The organism is Mycobacterium sp. E1747, assembly GCF_001667775.1.
Taxonomy (GTDB): Bacteria; Actinomycetota; Actinomycetes; order Mycobacteriales; family Mycobacteriaceae; genus Mycobacterium.
This window is the reverse complement of the sequence record NZ_LZJI01000239.1, coordinates 1-20,971: the sequence shown is the minus strand read 5'-3', so window position 1 is coordinate 20,971 and position 20,971 is coordinate 1. Positions and strand designations below refer to the sequence as shown.

The 20,971-nt window shown below is 61.5% G+C and carries 16 protein-coding genes and 1 pseudogene; 16 read left to right on the top strand and 1 reads right to left on the bottom strand.

Features of this window, described 5'->3' with window-relative positions; all coding sequences use genetic code 11:
• Positions 1–20 precede the first annotated feature (20 nt).
• The 15 genes and pseudogenes from dnaB (at position 21) to A5695_RS25365 (ending at position 19,346) form a co-directional block, all read left to right on the top strand.
• Positions 21–1,397 carry a replicative DNA helicase gene (gene dnaB, locus A5695_RS25420; RefSeq protein ID WP_068089137.1) on the top strand — a complete coding sequence of 459 codons (1,377 nt, stop codon included), beginning with the start codon at positions 21–23 and terminating at the stop codon, positions 1,395–1,397.
• 608 nt (positions 1,398–2,005) lie between these two features.
• Positions 2,006–2,518, top strand: a complete 513-nt coding sequence (locus A5695_RS25410; RefSeq protein WP_068089106.1) for an NYN domain-containing protein — start codon at positions 2,006–2,008, stop codon at positions 2,516–2,518.
• On the top strand, positions 2,518–4,602 hold the full coding sequence (locus tag A5695_RS28105; protein ID WP_082946301.1) for an N-6 DNA methylase: 2,085 nt from the start codon (positions 2,518–2,520) through the stop codon (positions 4,600–4,602). Before A5695_RS25410 ends, A5695_RS28105 begins: the two co-directional genes overlap by 1 nt.
• 76 nt (positions 4,603–4,678) lie before the next feature.
• Positions 4,679–6,415 carry a class I SAM-dependent DNA methyltransferase gene (locus A5695_RS25400; RefSeq protein ID WP_068089100.1) on the top strand — a complete coding sequence of 579 codons (1,737 nt, stop codon included), beginning with the start codon at positions 4,679–4,681 and terminating at the stop codon, positions 6,413–6,415.
• Complete coding sequence (locus tag A5695_RS25395; RefSeq protein WP_082946300.1) at positions 6,412–7,725, top strand: restriction endonuclease subunit S; 1,314 nt, start codon at positions 6,412–6,414, stop codon at positions 7,723–7,725. The genes A5695_RS25400 and A5695_RS25395 overlap by 4 nt, the downstream gene beginning before the upstream one ends.
• Complete coding sequence (locus A5695_RS25390) at positions 7,725–10,880, top strand: type I restriction endonuclease subunit R (RefSeq protein ID WP_068089097.1); 3,156 nt, start codon at positions 7,725–7,727, stop codon at positions 10,878–10,880. The genes A5695_RS25395 and A5695_RS25390 overlap by 1 nt, the downstream gene beginning before the upstream one ends.
• Before the next feature lie 67 nt (positions 10,881–10,947).
• Positions 10,948–11,098 (top strand): annotated as a pseudogene (locus tag A5695_RS28100) (translation initiation factor IF-2 N-terminal domain-containing protein); the annotation flags it as partial.
• A gap of 822 nt (positions 11,099–11,920) precedes the next feature.
• Positions 11,921–13,114 carry a hypothetical protein gene (locus A5695_RS25385; RefSeq protein ID WP_068089094.1) on the top strand — a complete coding sequence of 398 codons (1,194 nt, stop codon included), beginning with the start codon at positions 11,921–11,923 and terminating at the stop codon, positions 13,112–13,114.
• Between the two features lie 17 nt (positions 13,115–13,131).
• Positions 13,132–14,151 (top strand): site-specific integrase, encoded by a 1,020-nt coding sequence (locus tag A5695_RS29955; RefSeq protein ID WP_231974976.1) that lies wholly within the window; start codon positions 13,132–13,134, stop codon positions 14,149–14,151.
• A 55-nt stretch (positions 14,152–14,206) separates the two neighbouring features.
• The gene (locus A5695_RS25375) at positions 14,207–14,617 is read left to right on the top strand and encodes a hypothetical protein (RefSeq protein WP_231974975.1); all 411 of its coding nucleotides are present in this window, start codon (positions 14,207–14,209) and stop codon (positions 14,615–14,617) included.
• A 10-nt stretch (positions 14,618–14,627) separates the two neighbouring features.
• Positions 14,628–14,837 (top strand): hypothetical protein, encoded by a 210-nt coding sequence (locus A5695_RS29950; RefSeq protein ID WP_231974974.1) that lies wholly within the window; start codon positions 14,628–14,630, stop codon positions 14,835–14,837.
• A 24-nt stretch (positions 14,838–14,861) separates the two neighbouring features.
• Entirely contained in the window at positions 14,862–15,185 is a 324-nt protein-coding gene (locus A5695_RS29945) for a hypothetical protein (RefSeq protein WP_231974973.1), read from the top strand.
• Positions 15,182–15,466, top strand: a complete 285-nt coding sequence (locus tag A5695_RS29940; protein ID WP_231974972.1) for a hypothetical protein — start codon at positions 15,182–15,184, stop codon at positions 15,464–15,466. Before A5695_RS29945 ends, A5695_RS29940 begins: the two co-directional genes overlap by 4 nt.
• 313 nt (positions 15,467–15,779) lie before the next feature.
• Positions 15,780–16,253 carry a PEP-utilizing enzyme gene (locus A5695_RS29935; RefSeq protein WP_231974971.1) on the top strand — a complete coding sequence of 158 codons (474 nt, stop codon included), beginning with the start codon at positions 15,780–15,782 and terminating at the stop codon, positions 16,251–16,253.
• A gap of 192 nt (positions 16,254–16,445) precedes the next feature.
• Entirely contained in the window at positions 16,446–19,346 is a 2,901-nt protein-coding gene (locus tag A5695_RS25365; protein ID WP_068089091.1) for an RND family transporter, read from the top strand.
• A gap of 102 nt (positions 19,347–19,448) precedes the next feature.
• Here the strand turns inward: A5695_RS25365 and A5695_RS25360 are convergent, their stop codons facing one another.
• Positions 19,449–20,087 carry a TetR/AcrR family transcriptional regulator gene (locus A5695_RS25360; protein ID WP_068089088.1) on the bottom strand — a complete coding sequence of 213 codons (639 nt, stop codon included), beginning with the start codon at positions 20,085–20,087 and terminating at the stop codon, positions 19,449–19,451.
• 207 nt (positions 20,088–20,294) lie between these two features.
• On the opposite strand from A5695_RS25360, the gene A5695_RS25355 reads away from it, so the two are divergent.
• Positions 20,295–20,971 (top strand): hypothetical protein (locus A5695_RS25355; protein ID WP_068089132.1); only part of this gene is annotated, 677 nt, incomplete at its 3' end.

Here is a 20,971-nt window from a genome sequence, read left to right as displayed (position 1 = left end):
TGGCCGAGAAGGAGGGATCTATGGCGGTCGTCGATGACGTGTCGGCAGGCATGGATTCATCGGCGCCCAGTGAGGACTTCGGCCGCCAGCCACCGCAGGATCTGGCCGCGGAGCAGGCCGTGCTCGGCGGCATGCTGCTGAGCAAGGACGCTATCGCCGACGTGCTGGAGCGGCTGCGGCCCGGCGACTTCTACCGCCCCGCGCACCAGAACGTCTACGACGCCATTCTGGACCTGTATGGTCGCGGCGAGCCGGCCGACGCCGTGACCGTGGCCGCGGAACTTGACCGCCGCGGGATGCTGCGCCGGATCGGCGGCGCCCCCTATCTCCACACCCTGATCTCAACCGTGCCCACCGCCGCGAATGCGGGCTACTACGCGACCATCGTCGCCGAGAAGGCGTTGCTGCGGCGGCTGGTGGAAGCGGGGACGCGGGTCGTGCAGTACGGCTACGCGGGCGCCGAGGGTGCCGACGTGGCCGAGGTGGTCGATCGCGCGCAGGCGGAGATCTACGAGGTCGCCGACCGGCGGACGACGGAGGACTTCGTTCCGCTCGAGGACCTGCTGCAGCCGACGATGGACGAGATCGACGCCATCGCTTCCAACGGCGGCGTGGCGCGCGGCGTGCCGACCGGGTTCACCGAGCTCGACGAGGTGACCAACGGTCTGCACGCTGGGCAGATGATCATCGTGGCGGCCAGGCCTGGCGTGGGCAAAAGCACGCTTGGACTGGATTTTTTGCGGTCCTGCTCGATCAAGCACCGGCTGGCCAGCGTCATCTTCTCGCTGGAAATGAGCAAGTCCGAGATCGTCATGCGGCTGCTCTCTGCCGAGGCGAAGATCAAACTCTCCGACATGCGCTCGGGTCGGATGAGCGACGACGACTGGACGCGGCTGGCGCGCCGGATGAGCGAAATCAGCGAGGCGCCACTGTATATCGACGACTCGCCGAACCTGACCATGATGGAGATCCGGGCCAAGGCGCGCCGGCTGAAGCAAAAGGCCGACCTGCGTCTGGTCGTGGTCGATTATCTGCAGCTGATGTCATCGGGAAAAAAGGTGGAGTCGCGGCAGTTGGAGGTATCCGAATTTTCGCGCCAACTCAAACTGTTGGCCAAGGAGCTCGAGGTGCCGGTGGTGGCGATCAGCCAGCTGAACCGTGGCCCCGAGCAGCGCACCGACAAGAAGCCGATGCTGTCCGACCTTCGCGAGTCAGGATCGCTGGAGCAAGACGCCGACATGGTCATCCTGCTGAATCGACCGGATGCGTTCGAACGGGACGATCCGCGCGGGGGAGAGGCGGATTTCATTCTCGCCAAACACCGCAACGGTCCCACCAAGACGGTTACCGTCGCGCACCAGTTGCACCTGTCGCGCTTTGCCAACATGGCGCGGTAAGCGGGCATACGAGCGTTGGGCGCACTGGCAGCGGTACGTCCATGACCATTGCGTGCGCCAGCAAGATGGATCCTTAGTGATTCCGGCCGAGCTGGCTGCGCGCTGGGAGGCTCAGATCGAGACGCCGTACGTCGGGTTGACTGAACGGGAGAAAGACAGCGACCGGGAGCAAGTTCGTCGGTACCTTCCCGTCATTATCGACGCACTCACGCGATGACGACAACCAACGGCGGTGAGGGTCCCGCGAGGCTTCGGCGCTCGTGCTTGCTCGTGTCTCATGTGCAAGGTGCTGAGGTGACAGCGTTGTCCAGGCCACGACCTCGGGATGGGGTCGGCATGCCTGTCGCTGCAGCCAAGCCGTCGACGATCAGGCCGCCTGGAACGACGCTGCCACGCAGTCGTGTCGGCTTTCGCCGCGGCCCTGCCAGGGAAGCCGTGGTCAGCTGAAAGCCCCTGAACTCAACGCATCGAAGAAGCACGCATGCGCTGACAACCACCAGCAAGAACGGGAGGACGAGCGAGACTTCGACACCCACTCAATAATTCACATCAAGTGTGAATCACATAAAGACTTGACCAAAGCGGCAACTGCGTGCAAGCATCAGTGCATGTCATTCACGAAACTTAAGGACGCAGAGGGGCGCAAGATCGCTAGGCGCCGGATCGTCCTGGTCGATATCGAAAATGTTGTCGGTGGTCTATCCGCTGTCCGCGATTACGTCGCATGGGCCAAGGCGGTCATAGGCGAGTGCGTTCCGGCGCAGCCTGGTGACCAGGTTGTGATCGGCGTTGGTCCAACTGGATTGCTGGACCTCGCCTCCGCATGGAAGCGTGTCAGGTACGTCATGCGTCCAGGCCAGAACGGCGCAGATTTGGCCTTGCTTGAAGTGCTTGGCGAAGACATCGCCGACCGCTTCACCGAGCTCGTACTGGTGTCGGGCGACGGAATTTTCACGCACGCGATTGCTGCACTCGCTTCGCGGGGAGTGAAGACAACGGTGGTTGCACACGCCAGCGGTTTGTCTCGAAGGCTGGAGCTCGCTGCCGCTGAGGTCAGGCTACTTCCCGAGCAGCCGTCGTCGCGATCTGTCGCAGCCGTGTCGGACATGGATGTGGCCTGATGGGTGAATCGGCAGGGGTGCTGCTCACTCCGAGCGAGATCGCAGACCTGGCGGGCGTCACGCGAGGAGCAGTCACCAATTGGAGGAAGCGGCCGAGCGATCCGCCATTTCCAGATCCGGCGCCGGAGTCAGCGACTAAGCCGCTGTACGACCTGGATAAAGTCATCGCTTGGCTTGCTGAAACGAAGCCGGAGATCCAGATACAACGCGACAGCGGTCTGGCGGCGCTTTCGCATTCGATGAACGCGCTGCGGGGACGTGTATCGGGTTCGGTAGCGGGTGAGCTCGCTCTAGCCCTGTGTTGTGCAAAGAAGCTGTCGCTAGAAGCCGCCGACGCGAATTGGAGGCTGATAGCGGCAGCCAGTCGGTCTCAAACAGCGGATGTACTGCGGCGGACTGCGACAGACGCGCGGTGGGACGACATTCTTTCAACCCTCGATGATGTTGAGCGGGAGACAAACGGGCTCGACACACTCCCGATCGCGGCCGTGGTGAGCGCCGTTGACGGGATCGAGCCTGACCGCTTGGCGATCGCGGCAGACGAGGTGCTCCGACGCGGAAGCGGTGAACGCGGTCGCGCCGCCGGGTACGGAGTCGGCGAACACGGGATTGTGAACTCGCGCGTATCAGAACTCCTTTCGAACCTCGCGTCGTCGACCAAGGGCCTCGTCTATGACCCCGCATGCGGGATTGCTGAGGCACTCATTCGGACTCGGACGAAACACGCGGGGGGTGGCCGCTTGGTCGGACACGACATCAATGTGCGCGCCATTCGGCTTGCTCGCATGCGTAGCTTCCTGCATGGGCTGGACGCCGAGTTCGAGTGCGCCGACGTGCTGCTCGAAGACCCTGCCCCAGATCTTCGAGCCGACACCGTCGTCGCTGAACCTCCGTTTGGTATGGACTGGTCGCGCTCCCAGAACATCGCGGATCCGCGTTGGACCTTCGGCATACCGCCCGCGAACAACTCTGAGTTGGCCTGGCTCCAGCACGCAATTGCTCACTTGAAGCCGGACGGGAGTGCATACGTCGTCACATCCGTGGCACCGTTGATGGCGCGTGGCAGCAGCTCCGCGATCCGCGCCGAACTGCTCCGATCAGGCTGGATCGAAGCCGTCATTCTGCTACCCCCAAAGATGCTGCCGCACACTACCATTCCGGTAGCACTCTGGATATTGCGGCAGGCGGACGATCCGTCCAACACGGTCGACGTCTTACTGATTGACGCTTCGGCGGCGGAGAGTCCTGAGACACACGTACTTGGGTGGCTAGACGACTGCCTAAACGGATCGGCGGTCGACGCGCCGCCGTATGCACTGGTCAAAACGTTGGACTTACTCGCTGAGGACGCACAGCTCGATCCTCGGCGCTGGGTACAAGCACCTGGCTCAGATCCGAAGGACGTGGCGGCTCGTCTCTCCGACTCGCAGCGTGTTCTCCAGAGCGCACTCTCCGCGTTGTTGGATCGCGCGGTAGTGCAGTTACCGCAGGGACCGTCGGCAGCACCGCGGCTCCTGACCGTGAAGGAACTAGTGCAACTAGGTGTGGCCTCGATCCAGAACGGACGCATCAAGCGAGACGACCTCGACGAGGCAGATGCCGCTGTACTGATAACGCCGAGCGAGGTGCGCGACGGGCTACCGGTGCTCGACGAGTTGCCGACCGATGGACAGCCAAGCCTGGCAGGCGGACGAGACGAACGAACGCGAGCCGGCGACGTGCTGGTGACGACCTGGAATGCCATCCGGGCGGTGGTCGATGAGCAGGGCGGCCGAATCGTCGGCAGTGGCGTACATCGTCTGCGCGTCGATGACAAGCAATGCGAACCGCACTACGTAGCACGGTGCCTGTGCGGCAGTTGGAACGAACGATTCAAGAAGGGCGCGTCCATTCAACGCGTTGACCTGCGGGACCTTGAAATTCCGCTAGTCCCGCTACCGGATCAGGAACGCCTAGTCGAAGCCTTACGTGAGATCGAGCAACTTGCTCGACATGCCGCGGCGGTCGCCGAGGCCGCTGCAGCTTCCGCCACCGCGATCCTCGACGCCGTGCGATACGACGCGCCGATGGGCGACAACGAGTGATCCCGCCGTCCGCCAGAGCTGGGGTGCCACACTCGTGCGACACCCACGATAAGCGCAGTTTCAGAAGGAGAGTCAATTGAGCAAGCTGGGCAACTTCGTGTGGGGTATCGCCGACCAGCTCCGTGGTGTGTACAAGCCGCATCAATATGGCGGGGTGATCCTGCCCTTCACGATCCTGAGGCGTCTGGACTGCATCCTCGAACCCACCCGCGACGAGGTGCGTGAGTTGGCCGAGAAATACTCCGGAGGCGCGTTGGATGTGCAGGTGAAGCGCAAAACCGGCCTCGCCTTCTACAACACGAGCCCCTTCGACTTCAAGCTCCTCCTGAAGGATCCGGAAGGTCTGCGCGCCAACCTGATGGATTACATCACCGGGTTCTCGGCCAACATTGATGTGTTCGAGCGGTTCAAGTTCGAAAACGAACTCGCCACACTCGACGAGAAAAATCGGCTGTACCTCGTGACGTCGCAGTTCGCGGAGGTGGACCTACACCCAAACTCTGTGTCCAACGCAGAAATGGGCGACCTGTTCGAGCACCTCATCTACAAGTTCGCGGAGGCCTCCAACGAAGAGGCCGGCGAGCACTACACCCCGCGTGACGCGATCCGGTTGATGGTGGATCTGTTGTTTGCCGAGGACAACGTTGCGCTACTCGAACCTGGGACCGTGCGGACCATCTACGACCCCACCGCGGGCACCGGCGGCATGCTCTCCGTCGCCGAGGAGCGACTTCTCGAACGTAACCCCGGTGCGCGGCTGCGGCTGTACGGGCAGGAGATCAACGACCAGTCCTACGCGATCTGCAAGTCCGACATGATCGCCAAAGGCCAGGACGTCGGGAACATCAAGCTCGGCGACACACTGGAAGACGATCTGTTCTTCGATCGCACCTTCGACTTCTGCATGTCCAATCCGCCGTACGGGGTGGATTGGAAGTCGTCGCAGGAGTCCGTGAAAAAGGAGGCGTTAGCTCAGAATTCGCGCTTCTCCCACGGTTTACCGTCAATTGGGGACGGACAGATGCTGTTCCTGTCGCATCTGGCGTCGAAGATGCGGCCAGCGCACGACGGAGGTGGCCGCGCCGGCATTGTTCTCAACGGATCGCCCTTGTTCAACGGAGCGGCAGAGTCGGGTCCCTCCTCGATCAGACAGTGGCTGCTCGAATCCGACCTGGTGGAGGCGATCGTTGCGCTGCCGACGAACATGTTCTTCAACACCGGCATCGCCACGTACATCTGGATTCTGGACAACGCCAAGCGTCCCGAGCGCGCCGGCAAGATCCAGTTAATCGACGCGACCTCATTCTGGACCAAGATGCGGAAAAGTCTGGGCTCCAAGAACCGCGAGCTTGATGCTGACGCGCGAGACCGAATTCTGGCGCTATACGACGCGTTCGACGAGGCCGACGCGGACTATTCGAAGGTATTCACCGCCAACGATTTCGGGTACTGGGCGGTGACCGTCGAGCGGCCGCTACGGACCGAGACGGGGAAGATGGCGACGGACCGGAAGGGCAACCCGAAGCCCGACGCCAAGCTGCGGGACACGGAGAACATCCCGTTCACCTACGGCGGGAACACCGCGGGCGATGCGGCTCGCGCGGAGACCATCAAGGCATACTTCGAAGCAGAGGTCCTGCCGCACGTTCCCGACGCCTGGGTCGACACGGCGAAAACCAAGGTGGGCTACGAGATCCCGTTCACCCGGCACTTCTACAAATATGTGCCGCCTCGGCCGCTTGCCGAGATCGATACGGACCTGGAGAAGCAGGTCGCAAAGATCATGGACTTGCTGCGGGAGGTGGAGAGATGACCGACTGGTTCGACAACTTGCCGGCCGGTTGGGACGTAAGCCGCCTCAGGAACATCATTGAGAGCACGCAGACCGGCGTATGGGGCGACGATCCTCGCGGCGACGATGATGACATTCGCTGTGTCCGCGTCGCGGACTTCGACCGGCCGCGCTCGGCTGTAGGTTCTGTCGACACATTGCGGTCGGTGTCCCAGAAGGATCGCGAAGGCCGGCTGCTAGAGCCCGGCGACATCCTCCTCGAGAAGTCCGGGGGAACCGACAACAACCCAGTCGGCTTCTCGGTGATGTTCAACGGGGCATACCCTGCCGTGTCGTCGAACTTCATTACACGCCTGCGTGTCAAGCGGAGTCAGATGCCTCGCTTCTGGCTCTACGCACTCGATGCAAGTTATGCCACGAAGCGCACGGAGAGGTCTGTGCGCCGCACCACTGGCATTCAGAACCTGGATCAGAAGGCGTTCTTCAATGAAGAATTTCCGGTGCCGCCGCTGACCGAGCAGCGCGCCATCGCAGACTTCCTCGACCGGGAGACGGCCCGAATCGACACGCTCATTTGTGAACAGAATCAGCTCGTCGAACTGCTCCACGAACGGCGGCAGGCCGTGCTCGAGCGGTGTGTCACGAGGGGATTGGACGAACATGCTCCCCTTCGGCCGAGCACGCTAGGTTGGACGCCTTACGTTCCCGAGCATTGGACTGTTGCCAACATCAGGCGATTCGCAGCGATGAAAACCGGACATACACCGAGCCGGTCTGTCGCAGAGTACTGGGTTGACTGCGATATCCCATGGTTCACACTCGCCGATGTTTGGCAGCTTCGCGACTCCACACGGACATATCTCGGGGAGTCATCAAGCATGATCAGCAAGTTGGGTCTCGAGAACTCAGCCGCTGAGCTTTTGCCCGCTGGAACGGTGGTGCTTTCACGTACGGCTTCGGTTGGATTCACCGGAATCATGCCGACTGCGATGGCGACGAGCCAGGATTACTGGAACTGGGTTTGTGGACCTCGACTCTTGCCCGAGTATCTGGTGTACGTCTTTAGGGCGATGCGAAATGAGTTCCAGGCGCTCATGATTGGGTCGACCCACAAGACGATCTATCAGCCAGTTGCCGCAGCGATTCGCATACCAGTCCCCCCGTTAGATGAGCAACGCCGCATTGCTGCTCATCTCGACGAGCAGACGTCCAAGATCGACACGCTAATCGCGGAGACGAGAAAATTTATTGAGCTTGCCCGCGAGCGCCGATCCGCGCTGATAAATGCTGCAGTGACAGGGCAGATCGATGTGCGAAATGAGGTGGCTTGATGGCGCAGTACAACGAGATTGAGTTCGAGAAGGAACTAGCCGAGTATCTCGCCGCCCACGGCTGGAAGTACTCGCCGAGCGACACTGGTTACGACAAGGAACGCGCGTTGTTCCCCGAGGATGTCCTTGGCTGGCTTGCGGACACCCAGCCCGACCAGGTGGAGAAAGTCGTCAAGCCCGGCTCGAAGGATGTCGCAAAACAGCAGGCGCAGGTGCTCGACCGAATCGTGAAGGTCCTTGACACACCGTTGGAGAACGGTGGCGGCACCCTAAACCTGTTGCGAAAGGGATTCTCCCACCTGGCTGCAAGATTTCAGATGTGCGTGTTCCAACCCGAGTCCACGCTGAACGCCAAGCGCAACGCCGACTACTCAGCTGTGAGGGTGCGGGTTATGCGCCAGGTGCACTTCTCAACCGCTGGCAATCAATCGATAGATCTTGTGTTCTTCGTCAACGGACTGCCGGTGGCTACAGCCGAGCTCAAGACGGATTTCACCCAGACCGTCGCCGATGCAATCACCCAGTACCGCACATCGCGCCTACCAAAGGACCCGGTGTCCGGGAAACTACAGCCTTTGTTCACGACTGGCGCGCGGGCCCTGGTGCACTTCGCGGTATCTAACGACGAGGTGTGGATGACCACTCGGTTGGCCGGTGAGAAAACGCATTTCTTGCCGTTCAACCGCGGATCCGAGACCGGCGGCGCCGGGAATCCCCTGAATCCCAAAGGATCACGAACCTCTTACCTCTGGGAGCGGGTGCTGCAGCGCGACGCATGGCTGAACATCTTGGGTCGGCTCATGTACATCAAGCACGAATCCTCAACCGACCCTATCAGCGGAAAGACCAGCAAGTCGGCAACGCTGCGGTTTCCCCGCTTCCATCAGTGGGAAGCGGTCACCGAACTCACCGCGGCAGTCACCACCGAGGGCGTTGGCAAGCGCTACCTGATCCAGCATTCTGCGGGGTCTGGAAAGACCGACTCGATCGCGTGGACAGCGCACCGGATGGCCCGGTTGCAGGTCGACGATCAGAAGGTCTTCGACTCCGTCATCGTGGTCACTGATCGCAACGTCCTCGACGCTCAACTGCAGGACGCGATCAAGCAGATCGACAACGATCAGGGCATCGTCGTGGCAATCGACCGCGACGAGGCAGCGAAGACCGGCGCCTCGAAGTCAGGGCTACTGGCAAAGGCGCTCACCGACGGGAAACTGATCATCGTCGTCACCATCCAGACGTTCCCATTCGCGATGCAGGCGATTCGAGAGAACAAGGGGCTCAAGGGCAAAAAATTTGCCGTCGTCGCCGACGAAGCGCACTCGTCACAGTCTGGGCAGGTCGCCGGAAAGCTGAAAGCAGTATTGACCGCCGAGGAGGTGAAGGAGATCGAAGAAGGCAAAGAGGTTGACGTAGAGGCGATCTTGGCCGCCGCGGCGACTGAGCGAGCGGCATCCGAGAACATCTCCTACTTTGCGTTCACCGCCACCCCAAAAGCCAAGACGCTCGAACTGTTTGGCCGCGAGCCGGCGCCGGGCGAGGACCCGGTGCCGTACCACGTCTACACGATGAAGCAGGCCATCGAAGAGGGCTACATCCTCGACGTGCTGACGGGCTATCACTCGTTCAAGCTTGCTTTCCAGATCGGGCAGAACGCGGGTGGCGGTGACGAGGTAGACCAGAACGAGGCCACCAAAGCAGTGATGCGTTGGGTCAAACTCAACCCGCAGACGATCTCGCAGAAGGCCGCCATATCCGTCGAGCACTTCCGCGAGAACGTCGCCGCACTACTCGACGGTCACGCCAAGGCCATGGTCGTCACCGACTCCCGCAAGGCCGCCGTCCGCTACAAATTCGCGATTGACGACTACATCGCCAAGAAGGGCTACGGCTACGGCACCCTGGTCGCGTTCTCCGGTGCGGTGCAGGATCCCGAATCCGGCCCGACTGACTTCACCGAAGCGACCATGAACCCGGGCGTGCACGATCTGCGCACCGCGTTCCGCGGCGACGACTACAAAATCATGATCGTCGCCAACAAGTTCCAGACCGGGTTCGATCAGCCGCTGCTCTGCGCGATGTACGTCGACCGGATCTTGTCCGGGGTGACCGCCGTGCAGACGCTGTCTCGGCTAAACCGCACCTACCGCACCCCATCGGGCATCGTAAAGACCGCGGCCATGACCCAGGTCGTGGACTTCGTCAACGAACCCGCCGCAATCAAGGATGCGTTCGAGCCGTACTTCACCGATGCGTTCTTGGAAACTGCGACCGATCCGAATTTGGTGCATGACCTCGCCGCAAAGCTCGACACCGCCGCGATCTACACCCAAGCCGAGATCGACCGGTGCGCTGAAGCTTTCGTGAAGGGCAAGGGCAATAGCGCTCTTGCCGGGGCGGTCGGCCCGGGCCAAAAGCGCTTCGCTGACCGGTACACCGCGGCTCTGATTCACAACGGCGGCGAGGGAGACAAGGCTGCGCTAGCCGAGCTGGACATGTTCCGCAAGGACGTCGGGTCGTTCGTCCGCCTTTATGACTTCATGTCGCAGATCATCGACTACGGCGATCCTGAGTTGGAGAAGAGGCAGATCTACCTGCGACTTCTCGACAGATTCATCCAGTCGGAAAACTACACAGCGCCCATCGATCTATCCGATGTAGTGCTCAAGCAGGTCAAGCAGATTGACCGCGGCCGCATCGACATTGGCCTCGGTGTACGTGTCGGCTTGTCCGGGATCACTGCGGCCGGATCGGGTGAGAAGCGTGACCCGAAAATGGTTGCTTTCCAACAGGTACTGGATCGTCTCAACGACCTCTTCGGGTCCGAGGATTTCACTCAGTCGCAGAAGGTGTCGTTTCTCGAAGCGCTGCTGCGAGCACTGCTCGACGACCATGCGCTGGTACAGCAGGCCAAGGTCAACTCCGCCAAGCAGTTCGTAGAGTCGCCCGACTTCGACGATGCGGTCACGGGTGCAGTCGCCGACAACCAAGGTGCTCACGAAAAGATGAGCGATTACTTCTTCACCAATGCGCCGGGCCGCACCCACCTGATGTCCGATATCGCCAAGTGGTTCTACCAGGTTGTCTCTGCAGAAGATGGGCGGGCCGATGTAGCTGTCACTGATGGTGCGCAAAGCGTCGGTGGCGGGCAGTAACTTCAGACGCTACGCATGTGATCAGGAACGACGCGCCGATTCCGTGGACTCGGTGAGGAGCTAAGCAGTGGCCGGTAAGGCGCGGGTACACGAGTTGGCCAAGCAGCTCGGCGTCACGAGCAAGGAGGTCCTGGCGCAGCTTAATGCGCAGGGCGAGCGCGTAAAGTCCGCATCCTCGACGGTCGAGGCACCTGTTGCCAGACGGTTGCGGGAAGCGTATGAAGTCCCGCATCCGGCTCCGAGAGCAGCTGTCGCCAAGGGCCAACGACGAGCAGCAAGCACTATCCCCACCCCGCTGGATGTGGCCAGCGGCAAGGCCCAGCGACAGCGAACAGCAACCGCCACCTCTCCCCAGCCCAAACCAGCCGGCGAAAAGCGGCAATCCTCGCGGCTCACATCCGCCGATGCCCTCAACATCTACAGGAGCTATCGACTTGCTGCTACTTCGGAGAACCCGAGCCATGCCATCAACGACCTATTTCGGGAGTGTGAGTCCAGGTTTGGGATTTCGAGGTCGGCGCTGCGCCAGCTAGTTGCTAGTGACAAGTTGCGCAGGCTGGCTTCTGGGGAAGCGCGGAGTACACCAACTACGGATGGTGCTGAGCAAACCGTTCGCGGTACCAAACCAGCCCTTGGAACGGACGTCCGGCGACCGATGCCACAGTCAACTGGTACCGTGCAACAGAATTCCGGCGCCGCCGGGGTGAAGTCTCGGCCCGCTCCAATTAGGCCCGAGGATGCTCTAGACATCGCCAGGCAGTATCTACTTGCCGAGGCGTCGGAGAACCCACGTAAGGCGATTGAAGAGCTATCGGCAGGATGGAAAGCCAAGTACGGGGCTTTCGGAGGCACGGCTACGACGAATAGTCGCAAGACACAAGGGACGTTTGGCGGCTCAACCGAATCGCCCCGACGCCAAATCGAGCGCCCGTAACAAAGCGGAGTTGAAGGGTCAGGGCGTTGGAGGTGTGGGCGCTACCAAGTCCTCCCTCCTTAACGAAGTGGCTGCGATCGGTCGTCCCCGTGAGCGAGTCCCCCACTTGCCACGACTGACAGCCACGATAGACCTGGAGTCTGTCGCAGACATCGTCGCCGGAAAGTCGGAGCGACAAGCCGACCGAGAAGCGATCCTTACCTGTCTGCGGCAGTTCGCCGCGAACCGATCGGGCGAATACTCCTATCTGACATGGCGGTACGACGCAATCCGTCCCACACACAGCGAACCGAGACTTACAACTGCGCACCAGGACCTCATAGCCCTCGCAGTCGTCATCGACCAGGAAAGGCAACTCCTTGACTCCTTAGTCCGCGACCACGGCTCGATTCTCACGAATCCAGATCTCGCAGAACACGGACTGGAGAGAGAGTTCCGCAGGATCGTCGGCACGACCCAAGGGACCCATTCCCTAGACGACAGATTACGCAGCACCAGGGCCGCTATCGACTTCCTGCGGCGCGCAGTGATTCTCACCATCGCCAGTGCCGGCAATGGGCAATCCCTTTGGGACCTACTAGGTCGGCTGCAACCATTGACCAGGCAACCTATCGAGACCAGCCTGCGGCTCGAAGGGGCAAGGCGACGGCTCAGCGACCAGATCGGTTCCGTCGAGAGCCTCCTGAGCACGAATGATGCGCACTTGGAGACTTTTCTGCGCCACTCGCGCGCGAGCTTGGCGGCACTGCAATTGAAGCGTTATGACTTCCTGCGACCATTTCGTGACAACGCTGTCGGCTTAAGGGCGCTGGCACATCGGGCGACACCGGACCTTGCATTCCAGGTGCTACCACAGGGCGAACAGCTTCGGAAGTTCCTCGGGGAGATGCGTGCTTCCAAGCGGTACAGCGGATATCGCGTTGACGAGCATCGCCTGACCGTCTTGGAAGATCTTCAGAAGCATTTCGGAGCACACCGATGTGTCTGGCATAGAGGATCCGACTCATCCGATGGTATCGGAATCCGCTACCTGGTCCTAGCGATCAAGTCCGACAACGGGTCTGGCGAGAACGCCGTTGCGATCAGCCCTCTAGCGGGACGACACGCCACATATGTGGTGCGCCGAGATTGCGCCGAGGCTGACTGGAAGACCCTCTTCGCGTATCCGAAGTTCGAAGCGCGACTGCGCGGAGCGCGAAAGTTGCTCTTCACTGATAACCGCGGTGATATCGATCAATATGGTGCGATGTGCGACAAGATCATCAAGCTCTTGGAATGTCATCCTCGTGAGTTCCGCTAGGACTTTGGCTACGAAGGGTGGCCGCGTTCGCGCCGGAGTGCAGCAAGCTGGCGGGCTATAAGGCGGCGCATGCTGATGCGTGCAGCGGGCGGCAGGTAGGAAATGCAGCGGTTCATGAGACAGGCTCCGATGCAGCAAGTGTGAGACAGATTGATAAAGCGCTGGTCAGACCTTTTCAGGATGCAGCCGAAGGTGAGAACCTACAGTGGCTTCTCAAGTTTGATGTCCATTTCTCAACTCAAATGTCCACTCGATGCCCAATTGGACATTTGGATGAGAATTCCGCCAGGGCGGGGTGGCGGCGACCCGTCACCGCGTCGCATATGTTCTCGATGGTCGCTATGCCGCTCAGCTATACGGCTCCTGGCGGCCGAGCTAAGACATCGATGTCACGAAGGCCAGCACCCGGACGTGTGCGGCGCGGCTACCGCGAAGGCTGCATAAGGCGTCTTGCGACCGCCCACGATATCTCGTCACGGACTGGCGGTGCTGGCGCCGTTTCACGGGAGTTGGTTTGGCAGTTACTTGAGGTAGGTGGTGAAGAAGTATTCGATTCGTTGCCAGGCGTCTTGGGCGGAGTCGGGTTCTGGTCCGATGCCCATGACGCGGAAGAGCGGGCGAAGCGGGCCGGGCCCGGCTTCGGCGTCATTGAGGAATGCGTGGCTGGCGTGGGGATATGGACTCCCGAGGTGATGGGGGACTGGCTCGCACATGGCCAGCGGTGTATGACCGATGGGCTCGACCTATTCCCCAGCGAGCGAGGCACGTTGGTCGCCGAGAACACACTGCTGCGCCGGTTCCGTCGCTATTGTTCGGATCTGGAGTTGCCAGAGGGGTTAGATCTGCACTCGCTGCGCCGCTCGTATGCCACCCACTTGATCGAAGACGGCTGGGATGTCAAGTTCGTCCAGGACCAGATGGGTCATGATCATGCCAGTACGACGTCACTGTATACGTGTGTGTCCAGCGGCTATCGGGTCGGCACGTTGCGTCGGGTGTTGGACACCACGATTAAGGACGCGCTTTCAGGGTTATGACGTCACCGGCACGCTGGAGCCAGACGGCGTCAAGTGGGAGGTGCAGGCGCGCGGGATGCGCGATCGCACTTGGGGCTTCCGGGAGGAAGCGGCGCAGTGGATCGAATACGCAGGCCTGGTGGCGATCATCGGCGACGCCTTCATCACGGTGATGAAGTTTCTGGGGGCGGACGGCACACTGCGCTCCGACGGCTTCCTGATCGACGCGGACAGATCACGCACGATCGCCGACATTTCCTTCGGGCGCAACGCTGCGGGGCAGTTCCGGCTGGCCGGGCTGCGCGACAGCGATGGCGGTGCCAAGCTGGTGACGCTCTCGTCGCGATTGGCCGGGTTCTTCGTGCCAATGGGCGGAGACTCAGAGGGGCCCTCATTTGGCACGCATGATGACTTTATGTCGCTCGAATGCGAAGGGAACTCTGGCGCAGGCTTTTTCGAGCAGGGCATCCTGCACCGAGTGCACTGACGCGCCGCCGATGAGTAGTCGATTTGTCGTTGCGCAGCAATTGGACAATCCCGAGATCGATCCGGCGCTGACCTGGACGACAGGCAATGTCGCCGAGGCATTCCCCGGGGTCTTCACCACTTTGGGTTACACGTTCATCGAAGAGCCCATAGAGATGGCGTTCCGGAACATGTTCGTCCGCCTCGGGGTGTACAAATCCAGCGAAATCTACCTGACCTAGCGCGCCGAGGACATGTGCTGGACCATGTTCGATGGACGAGCTGCTGCCAATATCAACATGTTTCGTGATATTGCCGGCTTGATGCCGGGAACCTCAGCGTCCGCAGTTGAACAGCAACCGTTCGGTTACGTACGCCCCGACACCGTCGACAACAATTCGCGGCGACGTTATGCACCGATCATTGCGAAAGCGCCCTTGCTGCTGGCCGCCCTGCCGCGGGCCCACGACAAGATGGTCGCCGAACTGCGCTCCTGGCGGCTCGACGCGCTGACACGTGTCGAGGGATTGGACCGTGTCGGATGCTTGGTTCGCTTGACGAATCGCGTGAGCAGTTCGAGAAGATCATGATCCTGCACCTTGTGGTGGCACTGGTCAGCTCGGGATTGGCCGAGCGGGTCACCGCAATCCTGGCTCGGCTCAATCTCCCGGAGTTGGAAACTGCGGTGCTGTTCGGTGTGGGTGCCGACGAGAATCAGGTCGCCGCGGACCTTTGGGCGCTGGCGCACGACCGGATTACGTTGCGGGAGTTCACCGATCGCCACGGCTACCACGGTCGCGATGAGGGCCAGCTCGCCGGCGTGTCATGGCGCGAGGACCCGTCGCCCATCTTGGCGCGGCTGGACGACTAGCGATCTATCGACGCCGACCATCCGCGGGCGCCGCACCGGCGCAGCGCCCACCAGTTGTCCGCGCGGCGCCAGGCGATTACGCGGGAGAGGGCTGCCGCGCCCGCGTTGCAGCGGCCCATCGAAGGACGCCACAATCCGGGCCGCGGCGCGTTTCCTGGCCCTGCGCGAGCAGGGCAAGGCCAGTTACCTGATGACATTCGACGTGGCTCGGTCTTGCACACGACGGCTGGGTGCGGACCTGGTAGCGGCTGGATCGCTCTCGGAACCCGACGACGTCTTCCACCTTAGCTATGCCGCCCTCCACAGCGGCCGCGTGGCCGATGAACTCAGCGAAATCGCCCGTAGGCGTGGGCAATTCGCGGAGCGCCAGTCGCGCCGGCTGCCGCAAGCCTGGGCGGGTAAGCCGGAAATCACCATGGTCCGGGACGTTCCTACCCCCGACGACGCCGGTCCCTTGACGGGCGTTGCGGCTAGCCCCGGCGTGGTGACCGGTAGGGCACCGGTAGTGCAGGCCCCGGCAACCACCGAACTGGGCGAGGGCGACATCCTGGTATGCGAGACCACGGATCCTAGTTGGGTGGCGTTGTTCCTGGTCGCTGGAGCCGTCGTGACGGATCACGGGGGCTTGTTGAGCCACGGTCCGATCGTGGCCAGGGAACTCGGCATCCCCTGTGTGTGCGGCACCGAACTCGGAAGCCGGCGGATCCGGGACGGCCAGCTGATTCGGGTGGACGGTGATGCCGGGCGGGTGGAGATTTTGGAAGCGGCCGTTAAAGCCTCGGGTTAAATCTGAGTTTGCTAGGGGGCTGTTCGAAAGCTGGACCCGGCCGCGAAACGTGTGGTAGAAACCACCCATCGTGTTTTTAACCGTATTTAAATATGTCTATACGTCTCGACCACTCGCCTTTTCGTTCCGAAAATCGGTCTATCCGCGTCGCGGAGTGGGCAGTCGGCACTTCCGGCAAATCGGGGTCAGACGATGAAGCCCGAGGTTAACGGGGAAGGGGCGGCATCAACGCCAGGCGCGCATGTTGAACGACCGTTCCTGCCTCGCCTGATCCGATGGTTTGCAGTGCCGATCATCATCGGTTGGATCGCGCTGACCGTTGTCGTGAACATGATCGCGCCCCAGTTGGAAGTGGTAGGGGAGCGGCATGCGGCACCCATGGCACCCATGGATGCGCCATCGATGAAGGCGATGATGCGCCTGGGCCACAACTTCAAGGAATTCGACTCCAACAGCACCGCCACGATCGTTCTGGAGGGCATTGAGCCACTCGGGGCGGACGCCCACCGATTTTACGACAGCATCATCCGACAGTTGAAGCAAGATCCCGAGCACGTGCAGCACGTTCAGGACTTCTGGAGCGACCGCGTGACGGCGGCCGGGGTCCAAAGTGCCGATGGCAAGGGCGCTTACGTGATATTGAACCTCGCCGGCGAGCAGGGCACCACGTTGTCGAACGAGTCGGTCGAAGCTGTCCACAAGGTAGTGGATCGGACGCCCGCACCGCCTGGGGTGACGGCCTATGTCACCGGTTCAACCACGCACAGCTACGACGAGTACATGATCGGCAACGCAAGCCTGAACAAGATTACCGCGTTCACCCTCGGTGCGATCGCGATCATGTTGTTCCTTGTCTACCGCTCGATCGCCACCACGCTGATACAGCTCTTCGTGACACTGGTCGAATTGGCGGTGTCCCGGGGTGTCATCGCGGTGTTCGGCAATTACGGGTTCATGGAACTCGCGGTGTTCGCGACGTCTCTCCTGACGATGCTGGCCATCGCGGCCGGCACCGATTACGGGATATTCCTGATCGGACGTTATCGAGAGGCACGCGCGACCGGTGAGGATCGCGAGGCCGCGTATTACACCACTCTTCACGGCGTCACCCCCGTCGTATTGGGCTCGGGTCTGACGATCGCCGGGGCGTCTTATTGCCTTACCTTTACGCGTTTGCCGTGGTTCACCACGATGGGGGTTCCGGTCGCGATAGGCATGATCGTTGTCGTCGCCGCAGCGCTGACCCTGGGGCCGGCCGTCCTCGTTGTGGCCACCAAATTTGGTCTGTTGGAACCCAAGTCGGCGCGTCAGGGTCGCCTGTGGCGACGCGTCGGCACCGCCGTCGTGCGCTGGCCCGCGCCGATCATGGTCGTCAGCGCAATTGTCGTCCTGATCGGCATGATCGGCCTGCCCGGATACAAGACGCTGTACAGCGAGCGCTACTACCTGCCGGACAGCACTCCAGGCAATGTCGGTTACGCGGCTGCGCAACGGCACTTTTCCGAGGGGCGGCTGAACCCCGACATGCTGATGGTCGAGGCCGACCACGACATGCGCAACCCCGCCGACATGCTGGTGCTGGATCGGGTGGCGAAGAACGTGCTGCGCGTCCCGGGCATCGTGATGGTGCAAGACATCACCCGGCCCCTGGGAATTCCCATTGAGCACAGCTCGATTCCGTTTTTCAACAGCATGCAAAGCCAGACGACCATGCAGAATATGTCGTTTTTGAAAGACCGGATGGCCGACATATTAAAGATGGCCGATGAGCAGCAGGTCACGATCGACTACATGCAGCGGCTGTATGACATCACCAAACGGCTATCCGACGTAACACACGATACGGCGCGTGACACCGAGGAAACTGCGGCCATCACCGATGGATTACGGGACCACATAGCGGATTTCGACGACACCATGCGGCCGATCCGCAGCTACCTGTACTGGGATAAGCACTGCTTCGACATCCCGATTTGCTGGTCAATCCGGTCCATCTTCGACGGCTTCGACGGGGTCGACCAGCTCGATCAGAAGCTGCACGAGTTGACAAGCGAGATAAAGCGCACCGACGGTCTCACGCATGAGATGGCCGAGCTGCTGCCGCCGATGCTTGCCAGCATGAAAACGACCCGTGGGCTTACGCTAGCGGCGCACAGCACCTTCCAGGCGATGCTCAACCAGATGGAGGCGATGAGCAATACCGGCATTGCCATGGGGCACAGCTTTGACGCCTCCCGAAACGATGACTTCTTTTACCTGCCACCGGAGGCCTTCGACAACGCGGAGTTTCAGCGGGGCCTGAGGATGTTCTTGTCACCCGACGGTAAGTCCGCCCGTTTCTTCATCAACCATGCGGGGGATCCGGCTACGCCGGAGGGCATTTCGCGGGTTGACTCGGAGCGCGCCGCGGCACAGCAGGGCCTGAAGCAGTCCTCCTTATCGGATGCCCGAATCTATCTCGGCGGCACTGCCGCGACCTATAAAGACATGCACGACGGCAACACCTACGACCTGATGATCACCGCGGTGGCCTCGCTCACCCTGATCTTCATGATCATGCTGGTGCTGACGCGAAGCCTGGTCGCCGCGTTGGTTATTGTCGGTACCGCCGCGAGCTCGATAGCGGCGTCCATCGGACTCTCCGTGCTGATCTGGCAGGACCTCTTCGGTATCAGGCTGCACTTTTCCGTCATGCTTTTCGCGGTCATCATCTTGCTTGCCGTCGGGTCCGACTACAACCTGCTACTGGTCCACCGCATCAGGCACGAGATCCACGCCGGGCTCAAGACCGGCACGATCCGGGCAATGGCCGGCACCGGTTCGGTGGTCACCTCGGCCGGTCTGGTGTTCGCCTTCACGATGGCTTCGATGCTGGGTAGCGACGATCGCATCGTCGCCCAGATGGGTGCCACCATCGCGTTGGGACTGCTGCTCGACACCCTGGTTGTCCGAACGCTTTTCATGCCCTCGATCGCGACCTTGCTGGGCCGCTGGTTCTGGTGGCCGCAGATTGTCCATCCGCGCGGCGCCGACAACGTGCGTCGACCGCCATCTCGATTCCACCCTGTGGATGCACACCCGATGCTGGTGTAGCAGTAAAAGCCGCTGCCGGCTTATGGACCGTTCGGCCGATGCGGTAGCGAAGGCGCGTTCGGACCGCGAGGAGCCGGTGATTGGGGAGAGGGCACTCGCCCGTCAGGGCGCGTACAGGGTGCCCCGCCACATCGTTACCAACGCGTCGACGGAAGCCTCCTCGTCGGCGAGATCCGGTTCGAGTCCCAGCCCCGCGATGTAGAGAACCCGTTCAGTGCCCCAGAACAGGGTGGCGGCCAGCGTTCGGCTGGGCACCGGCGAGGTGATGAGCCCTGCGTCGCGTTCACGTTCGATCTCGACGGCCCCGGCGGCGATGAAGCGCTCCGCAATGGCCAACCACAGATCGCGCAATTCCGGCTCGGAGTGCCAGTGATGGTTCGCCGCCTGTAGCACCGGGCGGTGCCGGTGCCAGGCTTGCGTGACGGCCCGGATACTGCGTTGGAGCGCAGTTGTCGGTGACTCCTCGGGCGGGCGGGCCAAGAACGGCTGCACGGTTTCGAAAATGTCGTTCATTGCGCGCTCGAGCAAGGCGCTGAGCACCGAGAACTTGGACGCGAAATAGAAGTAGAAGGTGGCCCTGGAGACCTTCGCCTCGGTGAGGATCTGCGCGACGCTGATGTCGTTGAACGCGTGCCGCTCCAACAGGCGTGCGGTGGCCGTGAAGATGCTTTCCGCAGCTGAAGCCGTATCGATGTCCGCCGCCCGTCGTCGACCGACCGCACGTCGCGTGATTTCGGTCATCGCGGCAACCTTACCTTGATCTGCGCACTTCACTGGGGTTCGCCCAAAGAACATAAGCGAATTTACAACAGGGTATACACGCTGTCTGAACAGCGTGTTAGTGTGAGCTGATCCACACCAGACCAGGGGGTTGCCGGTGGCCGGAAGGGCGGGGAGACCGCACTGCGACGACCGGGTGAGCCACGACAGTCAGAAAGGTTGATATCGATGAGTTCGATGCTCAGTGCGAGTTGGTGGCCGCTGGTCGGCCAAGAGGGCTGGCCGCCGAATATCAAGCCGAGTCCGGGCGACTTCATCGCCAGCGCACCGGCCCAGATCGCCTTCTTCTTTGTCGCCGGCGCGGCCGCGGTCATCTTTGCGCTGCCGTGGGCGATCAGGGCCGCCGTGAAAAGCAAGAACTACATTCCGCTGCTGGTCATCGCCAGCGGATTCATTTGCAGCCAGTGCGAACCCATGCTCGACATGCTTGGCCATCTGCACTGGGCCAAGAACCTGGTGCCGGCCTTCACCAACTTCGGCATCACCGTGCCCGCGCTCATCCCGCTGTGCTACGTGGCCTTCCTCGGTCTCGAGTCCTACTTCTGCTACTTCGTCATCCGTAACGGAGCGCATGCCCGCCACTTTGTCATGCTGCTGGGGCTGGGCATCGCCACCGATGCGCTGATGGAGACGATCGGCATCAACTTGCGGACCTACGAGTACTACGGCGTGCAGCCGTACGAGTTCCTCCACTTCCCGTACTGGTGGGGCTTCATCAACGGCGGTTCGTTCGTCACCATCGGTGCGATGTTGGCCTTCGCGGTGCCGCGCCTGAAGGGTGCCCACAAACTGTGGCTGCTGCTGGTGGCGCCGACCGGAATGATGATGAACTACTTCGGGATCGG